This window comes from Deinococcus multiflagellatus, assembly GCF_020166415.1.
Lineage (GTDB): Bacteria > Deinococcota > Deinococci > Deinococcales > Deinococcaceae > Deinococcus > Deinococcus multiflagellatus.
Genome location: NZ_JAIQXV010000001.1, coordinates 506,277 through 530,217 on the forward strand (window position 1 = coordinate 506,277; position 23,941 = coordinate 530,217).

Annotated in this window: 24 protein-coding genes; 14 read left to right on the plus strand and 10 right to left on the minus strand. The window is 68.2% G+C overall.

The annotated features are described in order from the left end of the window. Positions 1-15 precede the first annotated feature (15 nt). From K7W41_RS02365 to K7W41_RS02375, 3 genes are read right to left on the minus strand one after another with little or no spacing between them, the layout of a single operon-like run. On the minus strand, positions 16-471 hold the full coding sequence (locus K7W41_RS02365; protein WP_224604278.1) for a helix-turn-helix domain-containing protein: 456 nt from the start codon (positions 469-471) through the stop codon (positions 16-18). Beyond that, on the minus strand, positions 468-656 hold the full coding sequence (locus tag K7W41_RS02370) for a type II toxin-antitoxin system HicA family toxin (RefSeq protein ID WP_224604279.1): 189 nt from the start codon (positions 654-656) through the stop codon (positions 468-470). The genes K7W41_RS02365 and K7W41_RS02370 overlap by 4 nt, the downstream gene beginning before the upstream one ends. An 18-nt stretch (positions 657-674) precedes the next feature. After that, a complete protein-coding gene (locus K7W41_RS02375; protein ID WP_224604280.1) occupies positions 675-2,771 on the minus strand; it encodes a 3-hydroxyacyl-CoA dehydrogenase NAD-binding domain-containing protein in 2,097 nt (698 codons plus the stop codon). A 136-nt stretch (positions 2,772-2,907) separates the two neighbouring features. On the opposite strand from K7W41_RS02375, the gene K7W41_RS02380 reads away from it, so the two are divergent. The 3 genes from K7W41_RS02380 (at position 2,908) to K7W41_RS02390 (ending at position 6,459) form a co-directional block, all read left to right on the plus strand. Then, positions 2,908-3,897 (plus strand): NADPH:quinone oxidoreductase family protein, encoded by a 990-nt coding sequence (locus K7W41_RS02380; protein ID WP_224604281.1) that lies wholly within the window; start codon positions 2,908-2,910, stop codon positions 3,895-3,897. A gap of 220 nt (positions 3,898-4,117) precedes the next feature. Beyond that, entirely contained in the window at positions 4,118-5,224 is a 1,107-nt protein-coding gene (locus tag K7W41_RS02385) for a semialdehyde dehydrogenase (RefSeq protein WP_224604282.1), read from the plus strand. Continuing rightward, positions 5,221-6,459, plus strand: coding sequence for an NAD(P)/FAD-dependent oxidoreductase (locus tag K7W41_RS02390; RefSeq protein WP_224604283.1), 1,239 nt, complete (start codon positions 5,221-5,223; stop codon positions 6,457-6,459). Before K7W41_RS02385 ends, K7W41_RS02390 begins: the two co-directional genes overlap by 4 nt. Before the next feature lie 7 nt (positions 6,460-6,466). Here the strand turns inward: K7W41_RS02390 and K7W41_RS02395 are convergent, their stop codons facing one another. The 4 genes from K7W41_RS02395 to K7W41_RS02410 form a co-directional block, all read right to left on the minus strand. Beyond that, a complete protein-coding gene (locus K7W41_RS02395) occupies positions 6,467-7,009 on the minus strand; it encodes a phosphoribosyltransferase family protein (protein ID WP_224604285.1) in 543 nt (180 codons plus the stop codon). Between the two features lie 100 nt (positions 7,010-7,109). After that, the gene (locus tag K7W41_RS02400) at positions 7,110-7,640 is read right to left on the minus strand and encodes a phosphoribosyltransferase family protein (RefSeq protein WP_221090349.1); all 531 of its coding nucleotides are present in this window, start codon (positions 7,638-7,640) and stop codon (positions 7,110-7,112) included. Between the two features lie 53 nt (positions 7,641-7,693). Next, the gene (locus K7W41_RS02405) at positions 7,694-7,957 is read right to left on the minus strand and encodes a hypothetical protein (RefSeq protein ID WP_224604287.1); all 264 of its coding nucleotides are present in this window, start codon (positions 7,955-7,957) and stop codon (positions 7,694-7,696) included. Between the two features lie 7 nt (positions 7,958-7,964). Continuing rightward, on the minus strand, positions 7,965-8,402 hold the full coding sequence (locus tag K7W41_RS02410) for a protease inhibitor I42 family protein (protein WP_224604288.1): 438 nt from the start codon (positions 8,400-8,402) through the stop codon (positions 7,965-7,967). A gap of 147 nt (positions 8,403-8,549) precedes the next feature. On the opposite strand from K7W41_RS02410, the gene K7W41_RS02415 reads away from it, so the two are divergent. The 9 genes from K7W41_RS02415 to K7W41_RS02455 all read left to right on the plus strand — a co-directional run bounded on the left by K7W41_RS02415 (position 8,550) and on the right by K7W41_RS02455 (position 17,231). Then, on the plus strand, positions 8,550-9,554 hold the full coding sequence (locus K7W41_RS02415) for an excalibur calcium-binding domain-containing protein (RefSeq protein WP_224604290.1): 1,005 nt from the start codon (positions 8,550-8,552) through the stop codon (positions 9,552-9,554). A gap of 321 nt (positions 9,555-9,875) precedes the next feature. Further along, the gene (locus tag K7W41_RS02420; RefSeq protein ID WP_224604292.1) at positions 9,876-10,328 is read left to right on the plus strand and encodes a DUF4395 domain-containing protein; all 453 of its coding nucleotides are present in this window, start codon (positions 9,876-9,878) and stop codon (positions 10,326-10,328) included. A gap of 12 nt (positions 10,329-10,340) precedes the next feature. Next, on the plus strand, positions 10,341-11,912 hold the full coding sequence (locus tag K7W41_RS02425) for a nitrite/sulfite reductase (RefSeq protein ID WP_224604295.1): 1,572 nt from the start codon (positions 10,341-10,343) through the stop codon (positions 11,910-11,912). Beyond that, a complete protein-coding gene (cysC, locus tag K7W41_RS02430) occupies positions 11,909-12,448 on the plus strand; it encodes an adenylyl-sulfate kinase (RefSeq protein WP_224604298.1) in 540 nt (179 codons plus the stop codon). The genes K7W41_RS02425 and cysC overlap by 4 nt, the downstream gene beginning before the upstream one ends. Before the next feature lie 77 nt (positions 12,449-12,525). Beyond that, positions 12,526-13,215 (plus strand): phosphoadenylyl-sulfate reductase, encoded by a 690-nt coding sequence (locus K7W41_RS02435; protein ID WP_224604568.1) that lies wholly within the window; start codon positions 12,526-12,528, stop codon positions 13,213-13,215. Positions 13,216-13,347: 132 nt separating this feature from the next. Continuing rightward, entirely contained in the window at positions 13,348-14,517 is a 1,170-nt protein-coding gene (sat, locus tag K7W41_RS02440) for a sulfate adenylyltransferase (RefSeq protein WP_224604301.1), read from the plus strand. A gap of 171 nt (positions 14,518-14,688) precedes the next feature. Continuing rightward, on the plus strand, positions 14,689-15,639 hold the full coding sequence (locus K7W41_RS02445; RefSeq protein WP_224604304.1) for an ABC transporter substrate-binding protein: 951 nt from the start codon (positions 14,689-14,691) through the stop codon (positions 15,637-15,639). Between the two features lie 9 nt (positions 15,640-15,648). After that, positions 15,649-16,482, plus strand: coding sequence for an ABC transporter permease (locus K7W41_RS02450; RefSeq protein WP_224604309.1), 834 nt, complete (start codon positions 15,649-15,651; stop codon positions 16,480-16,482). After that, complete coding sequence (locus tag K7W41_RS02455; RefSeq protein ID WP_224604311.1) at positions 16,479-17,231, plus strand: ABC transporter ATP-binding protein; 753 nt, start codon at positions 16,479-16,481, stop codon at positions 17,229-17,231. Before K7W41_RS02450 ends, K7W41_RS02455 begins: the two co-directional genes overlap by 4 nt. Positions 17,232-17,408: 177 nt before the next feature. On the opposite strand, the gene K7W41_RS02460 is transcribed toward K7W41_RS02455, so the two are convergent. Both K7W41_RS02460 and K7W41_RS02465 read right to left on the minus strand, forming a co-directional pair. Continuing rightward, positions 17,409-18,047, minus strand: coding sequence for a hypothetical protein (locus K7W41_RS02460; RefSeq protein ID WP_224604313.1), 639 nt, complete (start codon positions 18,045-18,047; stop codon positions 17,409-17,411). Positions 18,048-18,087: 40 nt separating this feature from the next. After that, complete coding sequence (locus K7W41_RS02465; protein WP_224604315.1) at positions 18,088-19,494, minus strand: MATE family efflux transporter; 1,407 nt, start codon at positions 19,492-19,494, stop codon at positions 18,088-18,090. Between the two features lie 170 nt (positions 19,495-19,664). Between K7W41_RS02465 and lysS the strand changes: the two genes are divergently transcribed. Further along, positions 19,665-20,843 carry a homocitrate synthase gene (gene lysS, locus K7W41_RS02470; protein ID WP_224604317.1) on the plus strand — a complete coding sequence of 393 codons (1,179 nt, stop codon included), beginning with the start codon at positions 19,665-19,667 and terminating at the stop codon, positions 20,841-20,843. A gap of 833 nt (positions 20,844-21,676) precedes the next feature. Further along, positions 21,677-22,504, plus strand: coding sequence for a PhzF family phenazine biosynthesis protein (locus tag K7W41_RS02475; RefSeq protein ID WP_224604319.1), 828 nt, complete (start codon positions 21,677-21,679; stop codon positions 22,502-22,504). A gap of 333 nt (positions 22,505-22,837) precedes the next feature. Here K7W41_RS02475 and K7W41_RS02480 read toward each other — a convergent pair whose 3' ends face one another. Next, positions 22,838-23,800: a hypothetical protein gene (locus K7W41_RS02480; protein ID WP_224604321.1), complete on the minus strand. Its 963-nt coding sequence runs from the start codon at positions 23,798-23,800 to the stop codon at positions 22,838-22,840. Between the last annotated feature and the right edge of the window lie 141 nt (positions 23,801-23,941).

A 23,941-nucleotide genomic window follows, 5' to 3' on the forward strand; every position in this document is an offset into this window, starting at 1 on the left:
TGTTCCTCTTTGTGGTCAGGAGGCCTGGGCCTCGAACGTAACGTGTACGCGGGCGTCCAGAGCCTCGGCCACCCGGCGCAGGAGTTCCAGCGAGTGGCCCCAGTAAAACGGATTGAGCAGACGGTGAACGGCCGAACGGCTGGTTCCCATGCGCCTGGCCAGTTCGGCCTGGGAGATGCCGGCGCGGTCCAGGGCCGCCTGAATGGCCAGACTCACGGGATTCATGGGTGCAGGGTCCAGGAACAGCACTTCCTCTGTTCCCGTCAGCTCACGGCGCACTTCAGGAGCCACATCGGCCAACTGATGCACTACAGGCTGGTGGCCGGTTCTGTCCTCCAGGGCCACCGCAAGACTCTCCCGGCTCAGGCGCAGAAGTTCATCCCGACTGCTGGCGGTCACGATGCAATGCAGCTCGGGCACCAGTGCCTGCCAGTTTCGCTCCCCTGCCGATACGATGGTCAGATAGCTCATGAGTCCCTCTCGATGGCGGCCTTTACGGCCTTTTCCTGATAAGGCTTCACGTCGTCGCCCAGGTTGCCACTCAGGATGACGGCAACTGGGCCGCGAACGAACTTCCGGTGACTGCCCCGCACACTCTGCTCCGCGAAGCCGGCCCGCTCCAGATCCCGGATCAGTTCACGGAGCTTGCGCGGCATCCCCCACCCCGGATGTTATCATTTTTGAGAACTGTTGGCCCGTTCGCGGTCAAAGTCAGCGAACGTCTTGCCTTCCCGGGCCAGCCGTTCCAGCAGCGGCGCGGGCGTATGTCCGTACTGCTTCAGGGCGTCCACCACCTTTTGCAGGCCCTGTTCGCCGGCGTAGTGCATGGGGCCGCCCCGGTAGGCCGGGAAGCCGTAGCCGTAGATGTAAATCACGTCTATGTCGCCTGCGCGCTGGGCAATGCCCTCATCCAGAATCCGGGCGCCCTCGTTGATCAGGGTGCCGGTGAGGCGGCGGGTGATCTCATCGGCGCTGATGGACCGGGGCGTGATGCCCTTCTCGGCGCGGTAGGCCTCGATCAAGGCCTGCATGTCCGCGTTCGGGCGGGGCCTGCGGGTCTCGTCGTAGTCGTAGATGCCGCCGCCGGTTTTCTGGCCCTTGCGCCCGGTCTTCACGATGCGGTCCAGCCAGCCGTCGGGCTCTGGCTCGCCGCGCTGCCGGGCGCGGTGCACGCGGATGGCGTAGCCAATGTCCAGGCCGGCCATGTCGGTCATCTGGAAGGGGCCCATCGGCAGGCCCAGGGCGTTCATGGCGGCGTCCACGTCCGCTGGGCTGGCGCCTTCGTCCACCAGGCGCCGGGCTTCTTCACCGTAGCGGTGCACCATGCGGTTGCCCACAAAGCCGTCGCACACGCCCACCACCACGCCCACCTTGCCAATCTTTTTTGCCAGCGCCATGCAGGTCGCCAGCACCGTGTCGCTGGTGTTCTCCGCGCGCACGATCTCCAGCAGCTTCATCACGTTGGCAGGGCTGAAAAAGTGCAGACCGATCACCTGTTCCGGGCGCGAGGTCACGGCGGCAATCTCGTTCACGTCCAGGGTGCTGGTGTTCGTGGCCAGGATGGCGCCGTCCTTGGCCAGCGCGTCGAGGCGCGTGAAGATGTCCTTTTTCACCCCCATGTCCTCGAACACGGCTTCAATGATCAGGTCGGCGTCCTTCAGGTCGCCCATGTCCAGGCTGGGGGTCAGCAGGGCCATGCGCCGTTCCACGTCGTCGGCACTCAGGCGGCCCTTTTTGGCACTGCTCTCGTAGTTGCGGCGAATCACGCCCAGGCCCCGGTCCAGCGCCTCCTCGGTGGTCTCCACAATGGTCACGGGCAGCCCAGCGTTCAGGAAGTTCATGGCGATCCCGCCACCCATCGTCCCCGCGCCGATCACGCCCACGCGGCGGATGTCCAGCAGGGGCGTGTCCTTGCCCAGGCCCGGAATCTTGGCACTCTCGCGCTCCGTAAAGAAGAGGTGGCGCAGGCCACGCGACTGCGGCGACTCGCGCGCTTCCATGAACTTCTGCGCCTCGGCCTGCCAGCCTTCCTCGAAGGGGCGGTTGACGGCCATCTCGGCCAGATCAATGATGAGCGAGGGCGACAGTTGTCCCCGGTGCGTTTTCTTGATGGCCTCGCGGGCGGCGGCGAAGACCTCGGGCGAGCCGCCGTCCACAGCCCGCTCGCTGATGCGCGGCAGGGGACGCACCGCCGCCACGCGGCGGGCGAAGGCCAGCGCGCCCTCTAGCAGGCCCCCTTCAATCAGATCATCAACCAGCCCCAGTTCCTTGGCTTCGGTGGCCTGGATGGGCGCGCCGCTCAGCATCATGTCCAGGGCTTTTTGCGCCCCCACCACGCGGGGCAGGCGCTGGGTGCCGCCAGCACCGGGCAGCACGCCCAGTTTGACCTCGGGCAGGCCCAACCGGGCGTCCGGCACCGCCACGCGGTAGCTACACGCCAGGGCCAGTTCCAGACCGCCGCCCAGCGCCGTGCCGTGCAGCGCGGCCACGGTGGGCTTGGGAAAGGCGTCCAGCTGCTGCACAGTGCCGCGCAGGTCTGGGGCCTGCTCGCGCGGCAGGCCAAAGGTCTTGATGTCGGCCCCTGCCACGAAGGTGCGCCCCCCGCCAATGAGGACCACGGCGGCAATGCGGTCGTCGGCGGCAGCGGCGCTGAGGCCCGCTTTCAGGCCCTCGGGCACACCGGGCGAAAAGGCGTTCACGGGCGGGTTGTGGATGGTCAGCACCAGAATGTCATCGTGGCGGGACTGCTCGACCAGGGGGGTCTGGGTCATGAGTGGGCCTCCTTGCCGGAAAACGAGTGTTAGGCGGGCCACAGCTTTTCACGGCCCCCTTGGGGTGGTCAAACACGCCCACGTTCAGAATGCACGTTGACGTTCACTTTTGGCGGCGCTGGGGTATGCTGCCCCCATGACCGAGCTGATGAAGGCCATCCGGGTGGAGCGCCTGGGCCCGCCCGACGTGATGCAGCTGCAGGACGTGCCCGTGCCGCAGCCTGGGCCCGGCGAGGTGCGCCTGCGCGTGGAAGCCGTGGGCATCAACTTTGCCGACGCCCTGGCGGTGGCGGGCGAGTACCTGACCCGCACCCGCCTGCCCTACACGCCCGGCATGGAATTTGCCGGCATCGTGGACGCGCTGGGCGAGGGCGTGCAGGGCGTGCAGCCTGGGCAGCGCGTGGCGGCCCTGGGCGGCAGCGGCGCGCTGGCCCACTACGCGACCGTGAACGCCGCCGGCCTGATTCCCGTGCCCCAGACCCTGAGTGCGGCCCAGGCAGCGGCCTTTCCGGTGTCGTACTTCACGGCCTACCACGGCCTGAAAACGCTGGGGCGCGGTCAGGCCGGCGAGTGGGTGCTGGTGCAGGCAGCCGCCGGTGCCCTGGGCACCGCCAGCGTGCAGCTCGCCAAGGCGCTGGGCCTGCAGGTGATCGCCCTGGCCAGCACCGAGGAGAAGCTGGAGATCGCCCGCCGCCTGGGCGCCGACGTGACCCTGCTGCAAGACGACCCCGAACGGGTGCAGAAGGTCCGCGAGGCCGCCGGGGGCAAGGGCGTGCCGCTCATTCTGGAAGTCGTGGGCGGCAAACGCTTTCAGGAGAGCCTGGATATGGCCGCCCACCGGGGCCGGGTCATCGTGATTGGCAACGCCAGCCGCGAGCAGGCAGGGCTGCGCCCGGTGGAGCTGATGAAGCGCAACCTCACTGTGACTGGCCTGTGGTTGACCAGCCTGATGAGTGACCGCGACGCCACCGCCGAGGCCGCGCAGGTGCTGGGGCAGCTGGTGGCGAGTGGACAGGTGGTGCCGCAGGTGGGCCCCACCTACGCCCTGGCCGACAGCGCCCGCGCTTTTCAGGACCTCTTGGACCGCAAAACGACCGGCAAGGTGATCATCGAACCGGGGCGGTGAGGGTGCAGAAGTTGTTCCCCACACGAGAACACCCGGCAGGGGCCTTTATTTACTTCATTTTTAACTCAGTGTAAATTAATCCCAGAGTCAAGGCCAACGGTGGCAGCTGCTCCCGTTGGCCTTGTCATGTGTCAAGACAGCCGGTCACGGAGCGATCACGCCCGTGGGTGCACTCTGCAATTCCATTCCCCCGGTCTCTGTAGGCCGAGATGAGGTCTCTATGTCGCAACAGCTGTCTTCTTCCACCCCAGACCGTCACGCCGTCGCCTTTCTGGTCCACCCCCGGACAAACGTTTCGCGCGACCTGGGCGATATTTGCCGGCCGTTTGGTTGGATCCCCAACCGCGCCTATGAGACCGCACTTGGCCGCCTGTCCTTGCCAGCCCCGGTGACAGGCACCCTGCGCTACAGCGACAAGCCTGAACAGGTGGCCGCTTACCTGCTCACCGTGCCGCTGACACCGAAAGCCCTGCTTGAAGGCGGACGCCGCGTGGAGAGCATCATTGACCGGGCCGTGACCAAGGCCGTGGGACTGGGCGCCAAAACGGTGGGGCTGGGGGCGCTCACGGCGCCGGCCACTGCAGGCGGCATGGCGCTGCGCCACCGCACCGACGTGGGCATCACCAACGGCAACGCTTTTACCGCTGCCATGACTTTCCTGGGCGCCGAGCGGCTGCTGAGCCTGTGCCCTAGCAACGCCACCATCGCGCTCGTGGGCGCCAGTGGCAGCGTGGGCAGTTGCCTGACCCAGTTGCTGGCACGGCGCACCGCGCAGCCGCTGCTGCTGGTGGCCCGCAACGAAGAGCGCCTGCGTACCCTGCAGGCCACCCTGCCCGCCGGCCGGTCCCAGATCACCACCGACATGACCCGCGTGCGTGAAGCCGATCTGGTGATTCTGCTGACCAGCGCCACCGACGCCGTGCTGCGCAGCGAGCACCTGAAAGAGGGCGCCGTGGTGCTGGATGACACGCAGCCGCGCAACACCCGCCCCGAACTGCTGCAGGAGCGCCCCGACATCCGGGTGGTGGACGGCGGGCTGGTCAGTGTGCCCGGTGTGCAGCGCAAAGGCTTTATTGGCCTGCCGCAAGGGGTGGCCTACGCTTGCCTGGCCGAAACGCTGCTGCTGGGGCTCAGCGGCCAGCAGGGCCACTTCTCGCTGGGCTGGCCCAGCGTGGAGCAGGCCGAACACATGCTGGCGCTGGCGGCCCGCTTTGGGCATCTGGGCTTCACCCTGGCCGAGCCCCACTCGTTCGGCCAGCCCGTGACCCTGGAAGACGCGCCAGCCCCTCTCCCTGCGCTGGGAGCGCTGAGCGGAGCCCAGGCGTGAGCGGCGCGGCGCAGGTCGTCATTGTGGGCGGGGGCTATGTGGGCCTGGACGCCTACCGCGCGCTGATGCGGCGCCTGGGCCGGCAGGTCAAGCGCGGCCAAGTGCAGATCACCGTGGTGAGCCCTCTGCCCTACCACACCTTTCACGGCTTTACCGGCGAAGGCCTGGGCGAGCTGGTCCCTTTGGCCCATACCCTCACGCCCCTGCCGCCCCTTATGCCCCACGCCCGCTATCTGCAAGGCACGGTCACACGGGTTGACGCCCAGCGGCAGCAGGTGGAGGTTCACAGTGAAGAGGGCCAGGTGCAGTTGCTGACATACGAGCACCTGATCCTGGGCGTGGGCTCAGTGGACCCGTTCGACCGCCTCCCAGGGCTGCGCGAACACGGCCGCTGCCTCAAGGACGCGCGCGATATGCGGGCGTTCCGCGCCGAACTGCACGCACGCTTTCAGGCCCGCCAACCCACCACGATCAATGTCATTGGGGGCGGCTACGCGGGGGTCGAGATGGCCGCCGCCCTCCGGGAACGGCAGCAGCGCGAGGGCCTGGGCGGCGAGATTCATCTGCTCAGCAGTGGCCCGGTTCTGGAAACGCTGGGGCCAGCACTGGCCCCACTGGCAGCGCATGCCCGCCAGTCCCTGCAGGGGCTGGGGGTTCAGCTTCACGAGGGCGTGCGAATCCGTGAGGTGACCAGCGGCGGGGCTCACGCCCAGGATGACCGTTTCTTCCCGGCCGACCTCACCCTTTTCGCGGCCGGCATCGCGCCAGCAGTTCTCCCCGGCACCGAGGCCATGCGCCACCCACACAGCGGCCGGCTACTGACGGACCAGTACATGCGTGTGCCGGGCCACACAAACATCTGGACGGGCGGAGACGCCGCGCACGTGGCACACCCGAAGCGGCCCGGCGACTGCCCGGTCAACGCGCTATGGGCCATGAAACATGGCATGTGCGCCGGCAACAACGTGGCGCGCAGCCTGCGCGGCCAGCCTCTGCGCCCCTTCGCCTACGGCGGCCTGGGGCAAAGCGCCAGCCTGGGGCACTTCAACGGCATTACCGAGTTGCTGGGGCTGCAGTTCAAAGGCCCGGTAGCTTGGGTGCTGCGCCTGGCTTTCTTTGCGTGGTACATGCCCAGCAAGCGCCAGGGCGTCCGGGTGGTGGCCGACCTGCTGTGGCGGCGGCCCCGGGCCATGCAGGGGAAAGCACCCGTAGTCCCCACCAGCGCGGCCCCCTGAATCTGCTTTACAGCGTCTGCGGCAGGTCCTGGATGGCCACCACCGGCAGGGTGCTGCTGCCCTGCCGGAAGGCCGCCAAGTAGCCGCTGACCGTCCCGCCCGCCCGCTCCACCAGCCGGGCCAGGGCCTGCGCCGTGCCGCCCGAGGCCACCACGTCCTGCACAATCGTCACGCGCTTGCCCTTCAGGCGGGCGGCGTGGGGGCCGTCCAGCCACAGGGTTTCGGCCACGCCCAGGGTCATGCTGGGCACATCCTGAATCAGGGGCTCTTGCATGTAGGTGCGCCGTTTCTTGCGCGCGCACACGTAGGGCAGCCCAGAGCGGTCGCTGAGTTCGTGGGTCAGGGGCAGGGCGTTGGTCACCACCGTCAGCAGCAGTTCGGTGCCTTCAGGAATCAGCGCGACCATCTCCTGCGCCACGGCGTTGGTGAATTCGCTGTCGCCAATGAATTCCACCAGGGGCACGCGGCCCAGGTTGCCCGCGCGCACTGTGGGCAGGGTGCGCGACACGCCGCCGATACTTACCGTCAGTTCCTGCGTCTGGGTGGTCATGGCGCACAGGCTAACGCACCTGTGTCAGGGGCGGGGCAGCACAGCAGCGCGGCGGCCCCCTACTGCAAGACCGCCGCGCCGTTTTAGGGCTGGAACTGAATTACTCGAACAGCGGCAGGTGCCCCAGCGCCGTCACTTCGGGGCGCTCCTGGCCTTCGGTGAACACGGCCACCACGGCCGCCACCTCTCCGCCCACCTCTTCCAGAATCTGGCGAATGGAATGCAGCGTGCCGCCGCTGGACACCACGTCGTCCACAATCGCCACCTTGCGGCCCCGGATCTTCTGCACGTCAAAGCCGTCGAGCACCAGCAGTTGCGGTTTGCCAGTGGTGATCGATACCACCTCGCGCGCCACCGGGTCCACCATGTAGGGCTTCTGGGTCTTGCGAATCACGATGTACGGCTTGCCACTCTCGCGGCTGATCACATGCGCCAGGCTCAGGGCCTTGACCTCGGGGGTCACCAGCACGTCAATATCGGCGGGCAGGCGCGCGGCCAGTTCACGCCCGGCCTCTTCCGTCACTTCGGTGTCACCCAGCATGTTGAACAGGGCCACGCTGACCCCCGGGGCCACGGGCACGATGGGCAGGTCACGGGTCACGTGACCCACCTGAACACTAAACGTCTTCACGCTGGGCAGTGTAATACGCCGCCCTCATCTGTGCCCCTCACCTGGCGCTCTGTTCAGTCTGTGACGGGGCTGCGCTGCGCACCTTCAGCCTGAAGTTCTGCCCAGACGTCGGCCAGGGTGGCTTCGGGGTGCGCCCAGGAGAACTCGGTGACGTAGGCGGTGTCGCCGTCCAGACGCACGCCCACCCGCTCCTGAAACGCTGGCAGGCTCCAGCCCCAGGCCCCCGCCTGCTCGATCATGGCGCGCAATTCGTCGCGGCTGGCAATGGCCTGTGAGCCGATCACTGCACGGGTCTGGGCAAATTCGTGGAACTCCATGAGGCCTCTACCGGGGCACCAGATTGAACTGAATCAGCGTGGTCTCGACGGTGGTGGCGCGGCCAGGGGGAAGCTCGGCAAAGTAGATGGGCGTGGTCAGCGCCGCGCCGCCGCGCCGCAGAGGCGCCACCACTTGGTAGGTGTACACCGTCACCGGGCCCGCGCCGCCCACGACGGGCGCGCTGCCCGCAGCAGGCGCTGGCGCCACCGTGCGTTTATCCACCAGGGCCAGATAGGCCGGGTCAACCTCCAGGGCCCGCCACATGTAGCCGGTCCCCGCTGCGCTGTTCAGGCTGAACCGCAGCCGGTCCCCGGGCTGCACCGCAATCTCCTGGCCCGCTGCGCCGACGTTGAAGCTGAGGGTGCGCGGGGCAGCGGCGGGGCCAGCGGAGACCCCCAGGGTCAGGGCCGCGGCGCCGCCCAGCAGGATGTTTCGAATTGTCATAGGCGCTCCAGATGGGCGCGCGGGGAAAGGCGGGGGCGCAGTCCACCAGGCGCGCCAGCTGGGGACGCCATCACTGTAGCCTGTGGGGGTCCCCCACCCCCTGAGCCCCCCCATGCTGGCAGGGGCCCGGCCCGCTACAGTGGCACCATGACCCCGCTGCGTTTGGCTTCACCCCGCTTTCTGCGCTGGCTCTGGGGGTGGCTGGCTGGGCTGGCCACCTGTCTCGCCCTGTCTGGTGCCAGCGCCGCGCCCTTTGTGATTGAGACGCGGCTGCTGGGCCGCCCCCTTTCCGCGGCCCAGAAAGCCAGCGTGCAGGAGGCGGCAGCCCGGGTGGCAGCGCTGATCCAGTCGCCGTATGAGCCTGTGCGGGTGGACCTGCCGGCCGACAGCTGCGAGGAAGGCCTGCCCCGCCTGAACGAGACCGTGAAGCGCTTTTTCGTGTTCGTGGTGGTGAAGAATCTGGACGAGGACCTGTACGGCTCGGCGCAGCCCTGCGAGCTGCATGATGGGTCGTTCCTGCCCATTTACGGCGTGGTTGACCTGAATGCGCGGGGGCTGAATGAGCTGTCACGCGAGGACCTGCTGGACACCGTGATGCACGAACTGCTGCACGCCCTGGGCGTGGGCACCCTGTGGACGGCCGAGTCCAGGGTGTCCATTGGCGGCCAGAGCGACGACCGGTCCTTTGTGCGCCGTGAGGGCAAAACGTGGCTCTACACCGCGCCCCGGGCACTGGCCGCGTACCGCGCCCTGGGCGGCCAGGGCAGCGGCATTCCGCTGGACCCGGACGCCGGTCACTGGGCGGGCAAGACCGTGTGCGCCGAGATTCTGTCGGGTGAGGCGGGCGAGTACAGCGGGCGCGTTAATCCGGTCAGCCCCCTGACGCTGGCGGCCTTGGAGGATCTGGGGTACCGGGTGAATGTGGGGACAGCGGCGCCCTTTCAATTGCCCCGGCCGGGCCAGGGGTGCGCGGCCCAGCGCAGCGCGGCAGGCACGGGCGCGGCGCCAAACATGCCAGCGGGCGGGTTTACCAGTTGCGCGCAGGCCCGGGCGGCGGGCGTGCCCACCCCGATCCGGCGGGGCCAGCCCGGCTACCGGCCGGAACTGGACGGCGACGGCGACGGTCTGGCCTGTGAAACCCCCGGCCGCTGACAGCAGTCTGCCGTGACGCCGCAGGGAGGAAAGCACCTCCTCCAAGCCAGGCCAACCTCTGTTTGTGGCGGTCACTCGCGCCGCTCGTGCCAGATGACCTGAAGGGTTCGCTTTCGGGTCATCTGGTGACTGCTCTGAGACGCATGGCCGGCCCGTTCCAAACCCCTGTCTTTTGCTCCTCTGCTGCACAGCACAAGCCGCTCGGTCGGCAATATTCCGTCATGCGTTCACCCCCAGGGCCACAGGTTGCCAAGACAGGTGACCGAGCCCCACAAATAGTTGACTTGTTTTGTCGCCCATAAAGGTTTACCTTTTTTGTCAATGATTGCCCAGCCCTCTCCCGCCCAGCCTGTGCGCACGGACCTGAGTGCGCTGAAGTTCAACCAGGTCACGGTGGTGACGGTGACCCTGCTGGCGCTGGCGCTGCGAATGCCCTGGCTGACGCTGGTGCTGGGCGGGGCCATGCTGCTGGGGGCCCTGCGCCCGGTGGGCTCGCCCCTGCGCGCCGCGTACCGGCTGCTGGGGCCCGCGCTGGGCCTGAAGCCCGAGGTGGTCGAGGAAGATCCGCGCGCCCACCACTTCGCGCAGGGCGTGGGCGGCACTTTTTTGCTGGCCAGCGCCGCGCTGTCCCTGGCCGGTCTCTGGCTGGCCGGTACGGTGCTGGGCGTGACCGTCCTGGCCCTGGCGCTGCTGAACCTCTCCCAGAAGATCTGCGTGGGCTGCCTGATGTACTTCCAGTACCGCCGCCTGCGTTTCGCCCTCCTGCACCGCTAAGGAAGTCCCGCTATGTCCGACATTGAAGCGCTGAAAAAAGAAGTGCCCCCCTTCCAGATTTTCGACCTGATTCCTCAGTACGCCGCCCAGGGCTTCATTGACCCCGAGCGCATTGACCTGCTGAAGTGGGCGGGCGTCTACCCCCAGCGCCCCCAGGAAGACGGCTACCTGATGATGCGCGTGCGCGTGCCCGCCGCCGAGTTCTCCAGCGCCACGCTGCGCGAGGTGGCCAATATTGCCGAGGAGTACGGGCGCGGCTTTCTGGACGTGACCGACCGGCAGGCCTTTCAATTTCACTGGCTGACCATTGATAAGATTCCGGCGATTTTTGACCGCTTAGAGCCGCTGGGCCTGCACCCCAAGGGCGCGTGCGGCGACACGGTGCGCGCGGTGATCGCCTCGCCGCTGGCCGGGCTGGACGCCCGCGAGATCATTGACGTGCGCCCCATTGCCTTTGCGATGGAAGGCACCCTGACCGGCAACCCCGACTTTCAGGACCTGCCGCGCAAGTTCAAGATGAGCCTGACCGCCACGCCGGAACTGGAAGGCATTCACCTCATCAACGACATTGGCTTTCTGGCCCACCGCGTGAACGGCGAAGTGGGCTTTGACGTGTGGGTGGGCGGCGGCCTGGGTGCCGTGGCGCACCTCGCCAAGCGCCTGGGCGTGTTTATTCGCCCCGACGAGGTGGTGGAGGTGGGACAGGCGATCACCGCCGCCTACCGCGACCACGGCTACCGCCAGAACAGGAAAAAGAGCCGCCTGAAGTTCCTGATCAAGGACCTGGGCGTGGAAAGGTTCCGCGAGATCGTGGAAACCGAGTACCTGGGCCGCCAGCTGCCTGACGGCCCTTCCGCGCCCGTGGCCCGCTTCGGCGGCAATGACGTGCTGGGCGTGAACCCGCAGGCGGACGGGCTGAATTACGTGGTGGTGGCCACCACCGTGGGCCGAATCAACCCCGACAAGGCCCGCGCGCTGGCTGACCTTGCTGACCGGTACGGCAAGGGCGTGCTGCGCACCACTGCGTTCCAGAACATGGTGATTCCGCACGTCAGGACCGAGGACGTGGCCGCCCTGAGCGAGGCCCTGGCGGCGCTGAATCTGGCGCCCAAGACCACCCTTCGCGGCACCACCATCGCCTGCACTGGCAACCAGTTCTGCCGCCTGGCCCTCACCGAGACCAAGGCGCGCACCGCCGCGCTGGTGGATCACCTGGAACCGCTGACCCTGGCGCTGGACGTGCCGTTCACCATCAACCTGACGGGGTGCAGCAACGCCTGCACGCGCTATCAGGTGGCCGACCTGGGCTTCATGGGCGCCAACCGCACCGACAAGGACGGCACCGTGCACGAGGTCTACAACGTGCATCTGGCCGGCAGCATTGGGCAGGCGCAGCGCACTGGGACCAAGCTGAAGGGCGCGGTGCCCGCTGAGCAGCTGAACGCCTACACCGAGGCTGTGCTGGCGGACTTCCAGGCCAACAAGCTTCCCGAGGAAAGCTTTGTGGAGTACGCCGACCGCGTGGGCCACGAGCGCTTCACGCCGGACACCGTGCTGGCTGCGCGTGAACTGGTGACGGCGTGACCGCCCTGCAAGAGCGCCCCGCCGTGGGCACCGGCCGCGTGGTGTGGCTGACCGGCCTGAGCGGCGCGGGCAAGAGCACCCTGGCGAGCGCGCTGCACGCCGAACTGCTCGCGCGCGGCGTTCCCACCGAACTGCTGGACGGCGACGCCGTGCGCGAGAACCTGAGCAAGGGCCTGGGCTTTTCCAAGGCCGACCGCGATACCAACGTGCGCCGCATCGGCTTTGTGGCTGGCCTGCTGGCCAAGCACGGCGTCACCGTACTCGTGAGCGCCATCAGTCCCTATGCCGAGACCCGGCGCGAGGTGCTGGCCGGGCTGCCGAACGCCCTGGAAGTGTTCGTGGACGCCCCGCTGGACGTGGTGACCGCCCGCGACGTCAAGGGCCTGTACCTGAAGGCCCTGGCTGGCGAAATCCCGCACTTTACCGGCGTGAGCGATCCCTACCAGGCGCCCGAACAGCCAGACCTGCACCTGCGCACCGACCAGATCAGCGTGGAGGAGGGTGTGGCGCGCTTGCTGGGGGTGCTGGGGCTGTGACGGCGGTGGAGGCCAAGGGCCTGGGCGGGGTCGAGGGGTCGAGGAGCCGAGGGGTCGAGAGCCCTGCGGCCCAGACGTTGGCGCCCGCCTCCTTCTCCCCCACCACCTTTTCCCCGGGGACCGAGCCCCTGGAGATCATCCGCTGGGCGCTGGATACCTACCCGGACCTGCTGATGCCCAGTGCCTTCAACCTGAACGGGGTGGTGCTGCTGGACCTCGCCGCGCAGGCGGGTTATCAGGGCGAGGTGGTGTTCGTGGACACCGGCTTCCACTTTCCCGAAACGCTGAGCACACGCGACCGGCTGGCGGCGCGCTACCCGCAGCTGACCTTCGTGACCCTGAACAGTGGCGCCCACCCGGACGACGGGCAGACGGACCCTGGGCTGTACGCCAGCGACCCGGATGCCTGCTGCGCGGCGCGCAAGGTGGCGCCGCTGCAGGCGTATCTGCGGCAAAAGGCCCCGGCCGCGCTGCTGAATGCCCGCAGCCGCGACCAGGCCGCGACCCGCGCCGACATTCCCTTTGTGGAAGAGGGCGGCGCGCGGGTGAAGATCAACCCGCTGGCCCACTGGACCCGTGAACAGCTGGAAGCGTACGCCCGCGACCACGACCTGCCGGTGAATCCGCTGTACTGGGACGGCTTTCTGAGCATTGGGTGCTGGCCCTGCACGCGCGCCGTGCGGCCCGGCGAGGACGCCCGCGCGGGCCGCTGGGCGGGAAAAGGCAAGACCGAATGTGGCCTGTGGGCCGGGGAAGGCCGCTTATGAGGCGCTGCCCGCGATCTGCCCGGCGATGTCGCCGTTCCCGCTGACCCGCTGTTCTTTTTTCTGGGCCCAATAGTTGAGTCTTTTCATCCATAACCCTCTGCCCCCACCCCTGCCCCCAAGGACGCCCCTGCCATGACCATCCTGCTGCCCGAATCTACCCTTCTGCCTGCGCCGCTTGGCGGCACCCTGGTCAGCGGCCTGCGCCGCCCCGGTCACGATTTCGACCCCGCCGAACTGGCCGGCCTGCCCCGTCTGGCCCTCAGCGAGCGCTCGGCAGCCGATCTGGAGATGCTGGCCACGGGCGCCTACTCGCCCCTGCGCGGCTTCGTGAACGAGGCCGATTACCTCAGCATCCTCTCGCGCCTGCGCCTGGCGGACGGCACGCCCTGGAGCATTCCGATCACGCTGCCGGTGTCCCGCGAGGACGCGGCGCGCGCCCGGGGCCGCGTGGTCCTCACCTTCGGCGGGCAGGACGTGGGCTGGATTGACGTGCAGGAGGCCTACGCCGCCCGCAAGACCCTGGAAGCCCAGGAGGTCTACCGCACTGCCGACGAGGCCCACCCCGGCGTGGCCGCGCTGTATGCCCAGGGCGACGTGTATCTGGCCGGCGAGGTGGCGCTGTTCGAGGTGCCGCGCGGCGCCTTCCCCCGCCACCACCGCACGCCCGCCGAGGTGCGCGAGGTGATTGAAGCGCGCGGCTGGCGCTCAACGGTGGCGTTCCAGACCCGCAACCCCATTCACCGCGCCCACGAGTACCTGCAGAAGGTGGCGCTGGAACTGGTGGACGGCCTGCTGCTGCACCCGCTGGTGGGCAGCACCAAGGGCGACGACGTGCCCGCCGACACCCGCGTGCAGGCGTACGAGGTGCTGCTGAAGGGCTATTACCCCCAGGAACGCACGCTGCTGAGCGTGTACCCGGCCGCCATGCGCTACGCGGGCCCGCGCGAGGCCATTTTGCACGCCCTGTCGCGGCGCAACTACGGCGTCACGCACTTCATCGTGGGGCGCGACCACGCGGGCGTGGGCAGCTACTACGGCACCTACGACGCCCAGGAGATTTTCAGCGCCTACGCCCCCGAGGAACTGGGCATCCAGATTCTCAAGTTCGAGCACACCTTTTACTGCAACTCCTGCGGGCAGCTGGTCAGCCCCCGCACCTGCCCGCACGACGCCTCGCACCACCTCGTGCTGAGCGGCACCAAGGTCCGCGAGAAGCTGCGCGCGGGCGAGGCGCTGCCCGCCGAGTTCACCCGCCCGGAAGTGGCCGAGGTGCTGCGCGCCGCCTACGCCGAGCCGGCCTGAGGCGCCCGGGAAGCGGTGGGTGGGTTGACCCAGGACCCACCGCCCTCTCATGTCCCTGACGCGGCCTTAAGAAGCCCTCAAGGTGGGGCGGGTATGGTCACACGTGACGGCCCGCCCCCCACCGTGAAATGCAGCATCTCTGAGAGCACCCAAGATTTCTGAGGAGGTTCCATGACCCGACTTGCACTGACCGTTGCCCTGGCCTTCGCCCTGCCCAGCCTCGCCTCGGCCCAAGAGGCGCAGAGCGTGCGCCTGGGCTTTTTCCCGAACCTCACCCACGCCCCCGCCCTGGTGGGGCTGGAACGCGGCACCTTTCAAAAGGCGCTGGGCAAGGTCAAGCTGGAGCCCAAGGAGTTCGTTTCGGGCACCACGCTGACTGAAGCGTTCGCCGCCGGGCAGATTGATATCGCCTACATTGGGCCAGGACCCGCCATCAACGCCATTGGGCGCGGCATGCCGGTGCAGATCATCGCCGGGGCCAGCGAGGCGGGCGCCGTGCTGGTGGCCCGCAAGGACAGCGCCATCAAGAGCTACAAGGACCTGGCCGGCAAGACCGTGGCGGTGCCCAGCCTGGGCAACACCCAGGACATCAGCCTGCGCCACATCCTGAACGAGAACGATCTGAAGTCCAAAGCGGACGGCGGCAACGTGACCATTACGCCCGTGGCCCCCGCCGACGTGATGGCGGCGTTTGCGGCCAAGCGCGTGGACGCCACCCTGGTGCCTGAACCGTGGGGCGCCGTTCTTGAGGCGCAGGGGCACCGCATCATCGGCACGGAAAAAACCGTGTGGCGGGGCGGCAACTACCCCACCACCATCGTCATCGTGAATGCCAAGTTCGCCCAGGCCAACCCGGCGCTGGTCACCGCATTCCTCAAAGCGCACACCGACGCCGTGGCCTTTCTCAACAAGAGCCCGGCGGCGGCCCAGGCGGCGGTGAACAAGCAGCTGCTGGCCCTGACGGGCGCCAAAATTGACCTGCGCGTGCTGCAGCGCGCCTTTGCCCGCACGCGCTTTACCACCGCGCTGGACCCGGCGGCCCTCAAGGAATACGCCGCCCTGAACGTGGAAGCCGGCTACGCCCGCAGCGCCCCGGACCTCACCCCGTTTCTTCGCAAGTGAGGCCCGGACATGACCACCCTTGACCATGCGGGCCCTGCCCGCCCGGCGCGCGGCCCCTCGCGCTGGGTGGCGCTGGCCTGGCAACTGCTGGGGCTCGTGCTGATTCTGGGCGTGTGGTGGCTGCTCACCGACGTGCTGAAGCTGTACCCGCCCTACGTGTTTCCGGGGCCCAAGGCGGTCTGGACCGAAATCAGCTACGGGCTGTGGGGCAGCGGCCCGCAGGACGGCAAACTGCTGTCGGCCATCGGCGGCAGCCTGCGCCGAATGCTGACCGGCTACCTGATCGCGGTGGCGCTGGGGGTGCTGGTGGGCCTGCTGATGGGCGCGTGGCGGCCCCTGCGCACCACCCTGGGCGCGTACCTGACTGGCATTCAGAGCGTGCCCAGCATCGCCTTTGTGCCGTTCGCCATTCTGTTTTTCGGTCTGAACGAACGTGCCGCGCTGGCCGTGGTGATTCTGGAAGGGTTCATTCCCATGGCCCTGGCGGTGTCCGGCGCGCTGCTGAACGTGCCGCCCGCCCTGCGCGTGGCGGGGCGCACGCTGGGCGCAAACGCGCTGGGCCTGACCCTGCGGGTGCTGCTGCCCGCCTCGCTGCCCAACATCCTGACCGGGCTGCGCACCGCCTGGAGCTTTGCGTGGCGGGCCCTGGTGGGCGGGGAACTCCTGATTGGCGGGGTCGCCAGCTTGGGCGAGCAGCTGGAGGTGGGCCGCAACACGGCCAACGTGGCGCTGGTGCTGGCCACCATCATCATCATTGGCCTCATTGGCGGCCTGTTTGACGCCCTGCTGCGCACCTTCGAGGGCCGGGTGCGCCGCGACTACGGCCTGGAGGTGCCACAATGACCACCATCATGAACGCTGCCGGGCCTGCTGCCGCTTCTGCCGCCGCGCGCGGTGGGGCTCCCCTGACGCTGGACAGCGTGACCTACCGCTACCACGGCCGCAAAGCCACCGGCGCCGGGGTGGGGCCGCTGAACCTGCATGTGGCGGCCGGCGAATTCCTGTGCGTGGTGGGCCCGTCGGGCAGCGGCAAAAGCACGCTGCTGTCGCTGCTGGCGGGCTTTCTGCGCCCACAGACCGGGCAGATCACCCTGGGCGGCGAAACCATCCGGGGGCCCCACCCGCGCCTGACGCTGGTACAGCAGGAACCCGCGCTGTTTCCATGGCTGACCGTGGCGGGCAACGTGGCCTTTGGTCTGCGCGCCGGTCCCCGCGCCGAACGCCAGAGCCGCGTGGCCGACGCCCTGCGGCAGGTGGGCCTCGCCGGCTACGAGGGCCGGCGCCCCCATGAACTCTCGGGCGGGCAGCGCCAGCGGGTGGCCCTGGCCCGCGCCCTGGTCACGCGCCCAGGCCTGCTGCTGCTGGACGAACCCTTCAGCGCCCTGGACCACGCCACCCGCACTGCCCTGGCCGACGAACTGCTGACCCTCTGGCGCCAGTCCGGCGTGACGGTGGTGTTCGTGACCCACCAGCTGGACGAGGCCCTGCACCTGGGCCAGCGCATCGTGGCCCTGCGCGACGGCGAGGTGGCCCTGGACGCCCCCGCCAGCCAGACCAGCGTGAAGGAGTTGCAGAGCCTGCTGCGGGTGTAAAACGGCTTCCGAAAAATTCCGTCACACCTGACGGAATTTTTTCGACCAGAGGGAGAGGGAAAAAATACGGATGTCCGGGAATTGGGCTGGCACAGCGCCACAGGCGGGGAACATCCAGTTCTTTTCTGGATGTTCCGGAAATGGACGGAATCCGTATAAAGCCCTACAGCTCCGCTTTCAAGGCCCGCCCCTCCGGCGGGCTTTCAGCTGGTCCGACAGCGCGGTTCGGCCGGAACGCGCTTCATAGTCACGCAGGGGCGGCGTGAGGCTCAGGTCTGCGTTGATTATCTGGGCGCCCCAGCAGAGGTGCGCCGCATACGCCTGGCCGTGCCCGAAAGCCAGCAGGGTCAGCATGGCCTGAACGTGGCCCAGGCCATCGGGGGTGCTGTCATCCGCCAGCGCCAGCTGTGTGGGCAAGGTCTGCGCCAGACCGGCCAGGGCCTGCTTGTACTTCCGGGTCACTGCTGCTGACACTTCCAAGGGGACCGGGCAGGTGTTCCCTGCTGTCCTGGAACATTCGATCAGGGCCAGCAGGACATACAGCTCGCCGTGGTACAGCTGCGGAAAGCGCCCGATCATCTCGCACCAGACGGGCACAGCCACTAGGGTCGCCGGGTAGACCGTGCCCTGATGCCAGATCTGACGCCAGACCCGTTCGTACAGCGGCACCTCTTCCTCGGTGAAGAACCCGCTCCGCGCAGAGAATCCATACTCGCCCGGCCCGAGCCCAAGCATAGCCAGCAGCCACTGGGCCAGCCGGGGATCGCCGTGGCACGACTGACCCAGGAGTCGCTGCTCTTCCGGCGTGAACGTCACTGCCTGAGCTTACCTGTCGCTCAGGGGGTTGGCCCACTGCTCAGTGGGCGGCCACAGCCTCTTTCCCCATCTGCTCCTGCGCCAGCCGCTCCCAGTTCACGCGGCGCAGGCGCCATTCAAAGATCGCCACTTTTACCAGTTCCTCGGCGCTGCGGCCCAGGAAGACGCCCCAGACGCCCAGCGGCGTGAACAGCCCCAGCCAGATCGCCAGCGGTAGCCCCACCACAAAGGCGCCCACCACGTCGCCCAGAATCACGCCCCGGCCATCGGCGGCGCCCGGCAGCACCCCGCCGCCAATGATCATGTTGCGCACCTTGGCCACCTGGGTCACCGCGCTGATCAGCACGCCGACCAGGGCAATGTGGTGCACCTCGGCGCCCACGCGGGGAAAGAGGGGCGGCACCAGCAGGGCGCTGAGGGCGAACAGCAGGCCAAAGCTGGCACCCGTCAGCAGGCCCGCGCGGCCAATGCGGCCCAGCCACAGGCGCGCGCCCGCCGCGTCGCCCGCCCCCAGGGCGCGGCTGGTAAACACGGTGGCCGCGCTCATCAGGCCGAACGAGCCCACGATAAAAATGCCCTCCAGCGTGCCCACAATCTGGCTGGCCGCCAGCGCGGCGGTGCCCACCCGGGCGAACACGGCGGCGTACAGAAAGCCCCCCAGGCTCCAGGCAAACTCGGTAAAGGCCAGCGGCGCGCTGATGCTCAGCAGCGGGCCCGTGATGGTGCGCCACGCCGCGCGGGCGGGCAGGGCCAGGGCCGCCAGCTGCCGGGGACCGTAAATCTGATAGGCCAGCAGCGCCACCTTCAGCACGTTGGCGATCACCAGCGCCCACGCCGCGCCCACCACGCCCAGCTGGGGCAGCGGCCCCACGCCGAACACCAGCCCGTAGGCCACCAGACTTTCCACGATCACGGTGATCACGGTCGCCACCAGCGGCGTGCGGGCGTGCCCCAACGAGCGCAGAGCCCCACTGAGAATCCAGGCGAGGCTGCCGGGAATCAGCGCCAGCATGGCCACCTGCATGTAGGGCGTGGCGGCCAGGGTCACGGCCTCTTCCCCACCGGCAAGGCGCAGCAGCGGCCCAGCCAGCCCCACCACCGGCACGGTCAGCAGCAGGGCCAGCACCCCCCCGGTCAAGACGCTCAGGGTCAGGGTCTGGTTGACCCCAGGGCGGTCGCCGGCCCCCCAGCGGCGGGCCACCAGAATGCTGGTGCTGCTGCCCAGGGCGCCCAGCGTGACAAAGAACAGAAAGCTGAGGCTGCCCGCCAGCCCCACCGCCGCCACCGCCACGGCCCCGAGAGCCCCCACGATGACCTGGTTCACGAAGGTCAGCACCAGCTGAATAACCATTTCCAGACTGACAGGAACAGCGAGGTCGGCGATCTGCCGCGCCGGGCTCTTGATCGATTCAGAAGGGGACGGATTCAGGGCGGCTCCGGCAGACATGCCGCCCACCTTACACCGCGCTCGCCCGGGGCTGGTCAGCCAAATGGCACATTGACCGGCAAAGACGGTGACTTCCCACCATTGCCTTTCATTTGAAACCTATTGACGCCGTTTTCTTGACACTCATCAGGAGAGCCGCCAGAATGCCGGAAGCGAGGCCCCCTTCTGCCATGACCCCTGATTCCAGCGCCGCCCCTGCCCCCCTGATTCCCGCCATGGGCTGGGCCATCATTGATTCCACCCTGCGCGAAGGCGAGCAGTTTGCGCGCGGCAACTTCAAGACCGACGACAAGGTTGAGATCGCCCGCGCGCTGGACGCGTTCGGCGTGGAGTTCATTGAGGTCACCACGCCGATGGTGAGCGCCCAGACCCACGCTGACATCCGCAAACTCACGGGCCTGGGCCTGAAGGCCAAGTTCCTGACCCATGTGCGCTGCCACATGGACGATGTGCAGCGCGCCGTGGATACCGGCGTGGACGGCCTGGACCTGCTGTTTGGCACCAGTTCGTTCCTGCGTGAGTTCAGCCACGGCAAGAACATCGCCCAGATTATTGAGGCGGCGCAGGAGGTCATCAGCTGGATCAAGACCAACCACCCCAGGCTGCAGATCCGCTTTTCCGCCGAGGACACCTTCCGCTCCGAGGAAGCCGACCTGATGGCGGTCTACCGCGCCGTGTCCGACCTGGGCGTGCACCGGGTGGGCCTGGCCGACACGGTGGGGGTCGCCACGCCCCGGCAGGTGTACACGCTGGTGCGCGAGGTGCGCAAGGTGATTCACCCGGACTGCGGCATTGAATTCCACGGCCACAACGACACCGGCTGCGCGGTCAGCAACGCCTACGAGGCCGTGGAGGCCGGGGCCACGCACATTGACACCACCATTCTGGGCATTGGCGAGCGCAACGGGATCACGCCGCTGGGCGGCTTTCTGGCCCGCATGTTCACCTTTGATCCCCAGGGCCTGATCGACAAGTACAACCTGGAACTGCTGCCTGAACTGGACGCCATGATCGCGCGGATGGTGGGCCTGCCGATTCCCTGGAACAACTACCTGACCGGCGAATTTGCCTACAACCACAAGGCGGGCATGCACCTGAAAGCCATCTACCTGAACCCCGGCGCCTACGAGGCCATTCCGCCCGGCGTGTTCGGCGTGGGGCGGCGCATCCAGGCGGCCAGCAAGGTGACAGGCAAGCACGCGATTGCCTACAAGGCCCGTGAACTGGGCCTGCACTACGGCGAAGACGCCCTGCGCCGGGTCACCGACCACATCAAGGCGCTGGCCGAACACGGCGAACTGGACGACGAGCACCTGGAACACGTCCTGAGGGAATGGGTGAGTGCCTGATACGGGACTGAAGTGATGCCACACCCGTCCGAGCCACGCGGTGGCCCCCTCACCCTTCCGTCGCTCCGCTCCTCCTTCTCTCTCCCACCAGGGGAGAGGGGAACACAGCAAGCGATCAGAAGAGAAGCCAGTCATGTTCAGCCCGTATGAGCCAGAAGAGCTGTAGCAGCGCCGCACCGCTGGGCGTGACCCCCAGTGAGGCGGGACAAGAGTAGAACAATCCCCCTACACCGCATCTGAGCTTTTGAAAGTAGAACCCTCTGGGCCGCACCAAGACCCCTTGCCCCCGCACCGCCCAAGTCCAGACGAGGCCGTCGTGCGCGCAGCGCGCGGGCCATTGCGCTGGGGCGAAGGATGGCGTCGAGGCCGGACACGTCAATTGGTCGAGCAACCGCAGCCAACGTCAGTAGAAACTCTTGCCCAGCGCAGCGCTGCTCCCCCTGCCCCTCTGGGGTAGGGGGCTGGGGGGTGGGGCCTACGACACAGAGCTACAACCACCACACCATCACCCGCCTCCCCCCCGACCTCCTCTTCCTGGCCCTTCCCCGCACCCGCACCCTTCCCAAAGGCGGCGTAACACTGGCAAAACCCCTATTTCCAGCCCCACCCGGCCTGGATGCTCACCCAGGCCGCCCTAACCCGCTCAAGCGGAGAAGAACTGTTCCCGCCGACACGGCCGCCGGATGACCGCGCGGCCATTCCCCTCCAGGCCGATTCGTGCGCGCCAGCCGAGTGCTGCAGCCGGGCCGGCCAGCAGCGCTCTGACTGCGGCCCCAGAGCACCCGTCAAGACCTGCGCGCCATATAGAAAGCCATTTCCGCAAGAATCACGCCATGAGCGTCTCCCACCCCTCGCCCCAGCCCCCCACGCTCTGCCGCGTCTTTGCCGAACCCGGCGGCCAGGGCGGCAAGCGGGTCGCCGTGTTTCTGTCCCCAGTGGCCGATCCCCAGACCGCTGCAGCCCGCAGTGGCGCTCCCCTGAGCGTCTTCGTGGAGGCAGCCGACCTCGCCCTGGTCCACCTGCGCGTCTTCACGCCCACGCAGGAGAAAGGCAGTTCGGACAGCGCTGCCCTGGCCGCGTTGAGCGCCCTGCACGCCCGGTCCCCCCTGAGCGATCTGCTGACTGTGGTGCAAGGGGCAGGCCCCGGCGCCGAGGAGCAGAGCGCGCAGCTGTGCGGCGGCGAATGGCTGCTGCGCCAGGGTGAGGTGACGACGGCACCCGTGGCCGCCGACCTGGCCCCCCTGGGCCTGGCTGGCCTGGACGCCTGGGTGGCCAGCACCGGCCGCCCCAATCTGGTGGTGGGCCTGCCCAGCCTGTCGGCCCTGGAGGCCTTTATCCCGGATGACCACCGCGTGGCTGCCGTGAACCTCGCCACCGGCACCACCGGGCTGATGCTGTTTGCGCCGGGCGGACCGGGCCGTATCCAGGTCAGTTTCCGCGCCTTCGGCCCCCTGAAAGGCTTTGCCGAGGACGCCGCCAGCAGCAACATGCTGGCCTGCCTGACCGGGGTTCTGGCGAGTGGCGGCCAGCTCTCCCCCGATACCACCCTGCTGCGCGCGGCCCAGTGCAAACCCGGCCAGCCGGCCCGCCTGAGCGCCCAGTTCGCCGCAACAGCCAGCGGCACAGAGGTCTGGGTGGGGGGCCGGGTTGAAGCGTTGTAGCCAGCTTCTGTGCACGCCTTCCCTGGCCTTGGTGTGAGGAGAGGCTCTGTTCTTTCAGGCATACCTCGAAACGTCTGCCATCAGCCCCAATGCGAACGGCCGCAGAATGCCTCAAGCTGCTTCTGGCCACCATTCGCCTGCCCATCACCGTTTCGCGTGGCAAGCCCCCTCGCAGCACGCCAATAAAGCAGCCCGCCTCGGTTCAGGCGGGCTGACTTCATGGCTTTGTCCTGCCCGTCATTGCCGCTGGCCTCTCCAGCGCCAGAGATTCATTCACCCGGCGCGGCTATGAAAGACCCTTGACGTCCTTTTCCTCCCAGACTCGGCCTGGGCTCAGAAGGCGTCGCCCACAGCAAACTGCACGTCCACCCGGTTCAGACCCGCCGCGCCTGGGTTGGCGGGCTCTGTGCGGGGCATCACGGAGAGGGTGGCGCGGCGCTCGCGGCCGCCCTGACGCGCCGTGAGTGCGACTGTCCACAGGCCCTCGGTGCTGCGCTTTGTAGTGGCCGGCACCCAACCCTGGGCCCGGAGCGCACCCAGGTAGTGGTCCAGGACCGTAACGGGCGCCTGCGCCGTGCGAACTGTGGCGTAGGTGGAATACGAAGACTCGCCAAAGCTGCTGCCGGCTGGGCTCACGCGGGCGCCAGCCGGAGCGGGCAAGGAGGGCAGCACGAGGCCGGTGGCGCGCAGCGCCGCGAGAGGATCACGGGACGGCACACCCCGGCCCGGCGAGAAGTAGTTCTGATAGGCCGGGTCGGTCCACTCCAGGCTGGCCGGGCAGAGGGCGCTCATGCCCGCGAACGTATAGAAGCTGTACACCACCTGACTGCCCCCGGGCACCGCACTGGCCGACACCGTCAGGGCCCCAGGGACCCCTGGTTTGCACTGGGGCCTGACGCTGGTTGTCGCCGCTTCAGCGGTGCTGAGGGCGAAGACCCGATCTCCTTCAGGGGTGTCTTCATACTGGGCACGCCACCCTTCGGCCGACAGGGCCTTGTTGGCGGCCAGCTGCGCCGCCTCAGGCGTGGCCGCGCTGCGAACCACCACCAACATGGTGTCAGGCCTCACGACCGAACCCAACAGGTTCTGTCCGGGCAGGGTCGGCAGCCGGAAAGGCACTGCGCTCGGAAGCTGCCCGGGCCGGAAGGCGTCGGCCGCACTCACGCCGGCCGCGGCCAGCAGCAGGGCGCGCTCGCCTTCCGTCAGGCGCGAGAACAGGTCTGACCCTGCCGGCTGCGCCAGCGCGCTGCCCGCCAGAAGAAGACCCAGAGAGAATGCCCGCAGAGAAAAGGTCATGCCGCACTGTAGGTGGTGCCCGGACGGGATGCGAGCGAACTTGCGGCCTCGGCCAAGACGTTCCTGGTGTCCCGGTGCCTCCAAACGTGCAGGGAGCCTCCACACGTCGACCGCCCTTTCTCCGCAGGACTTCACGGAATT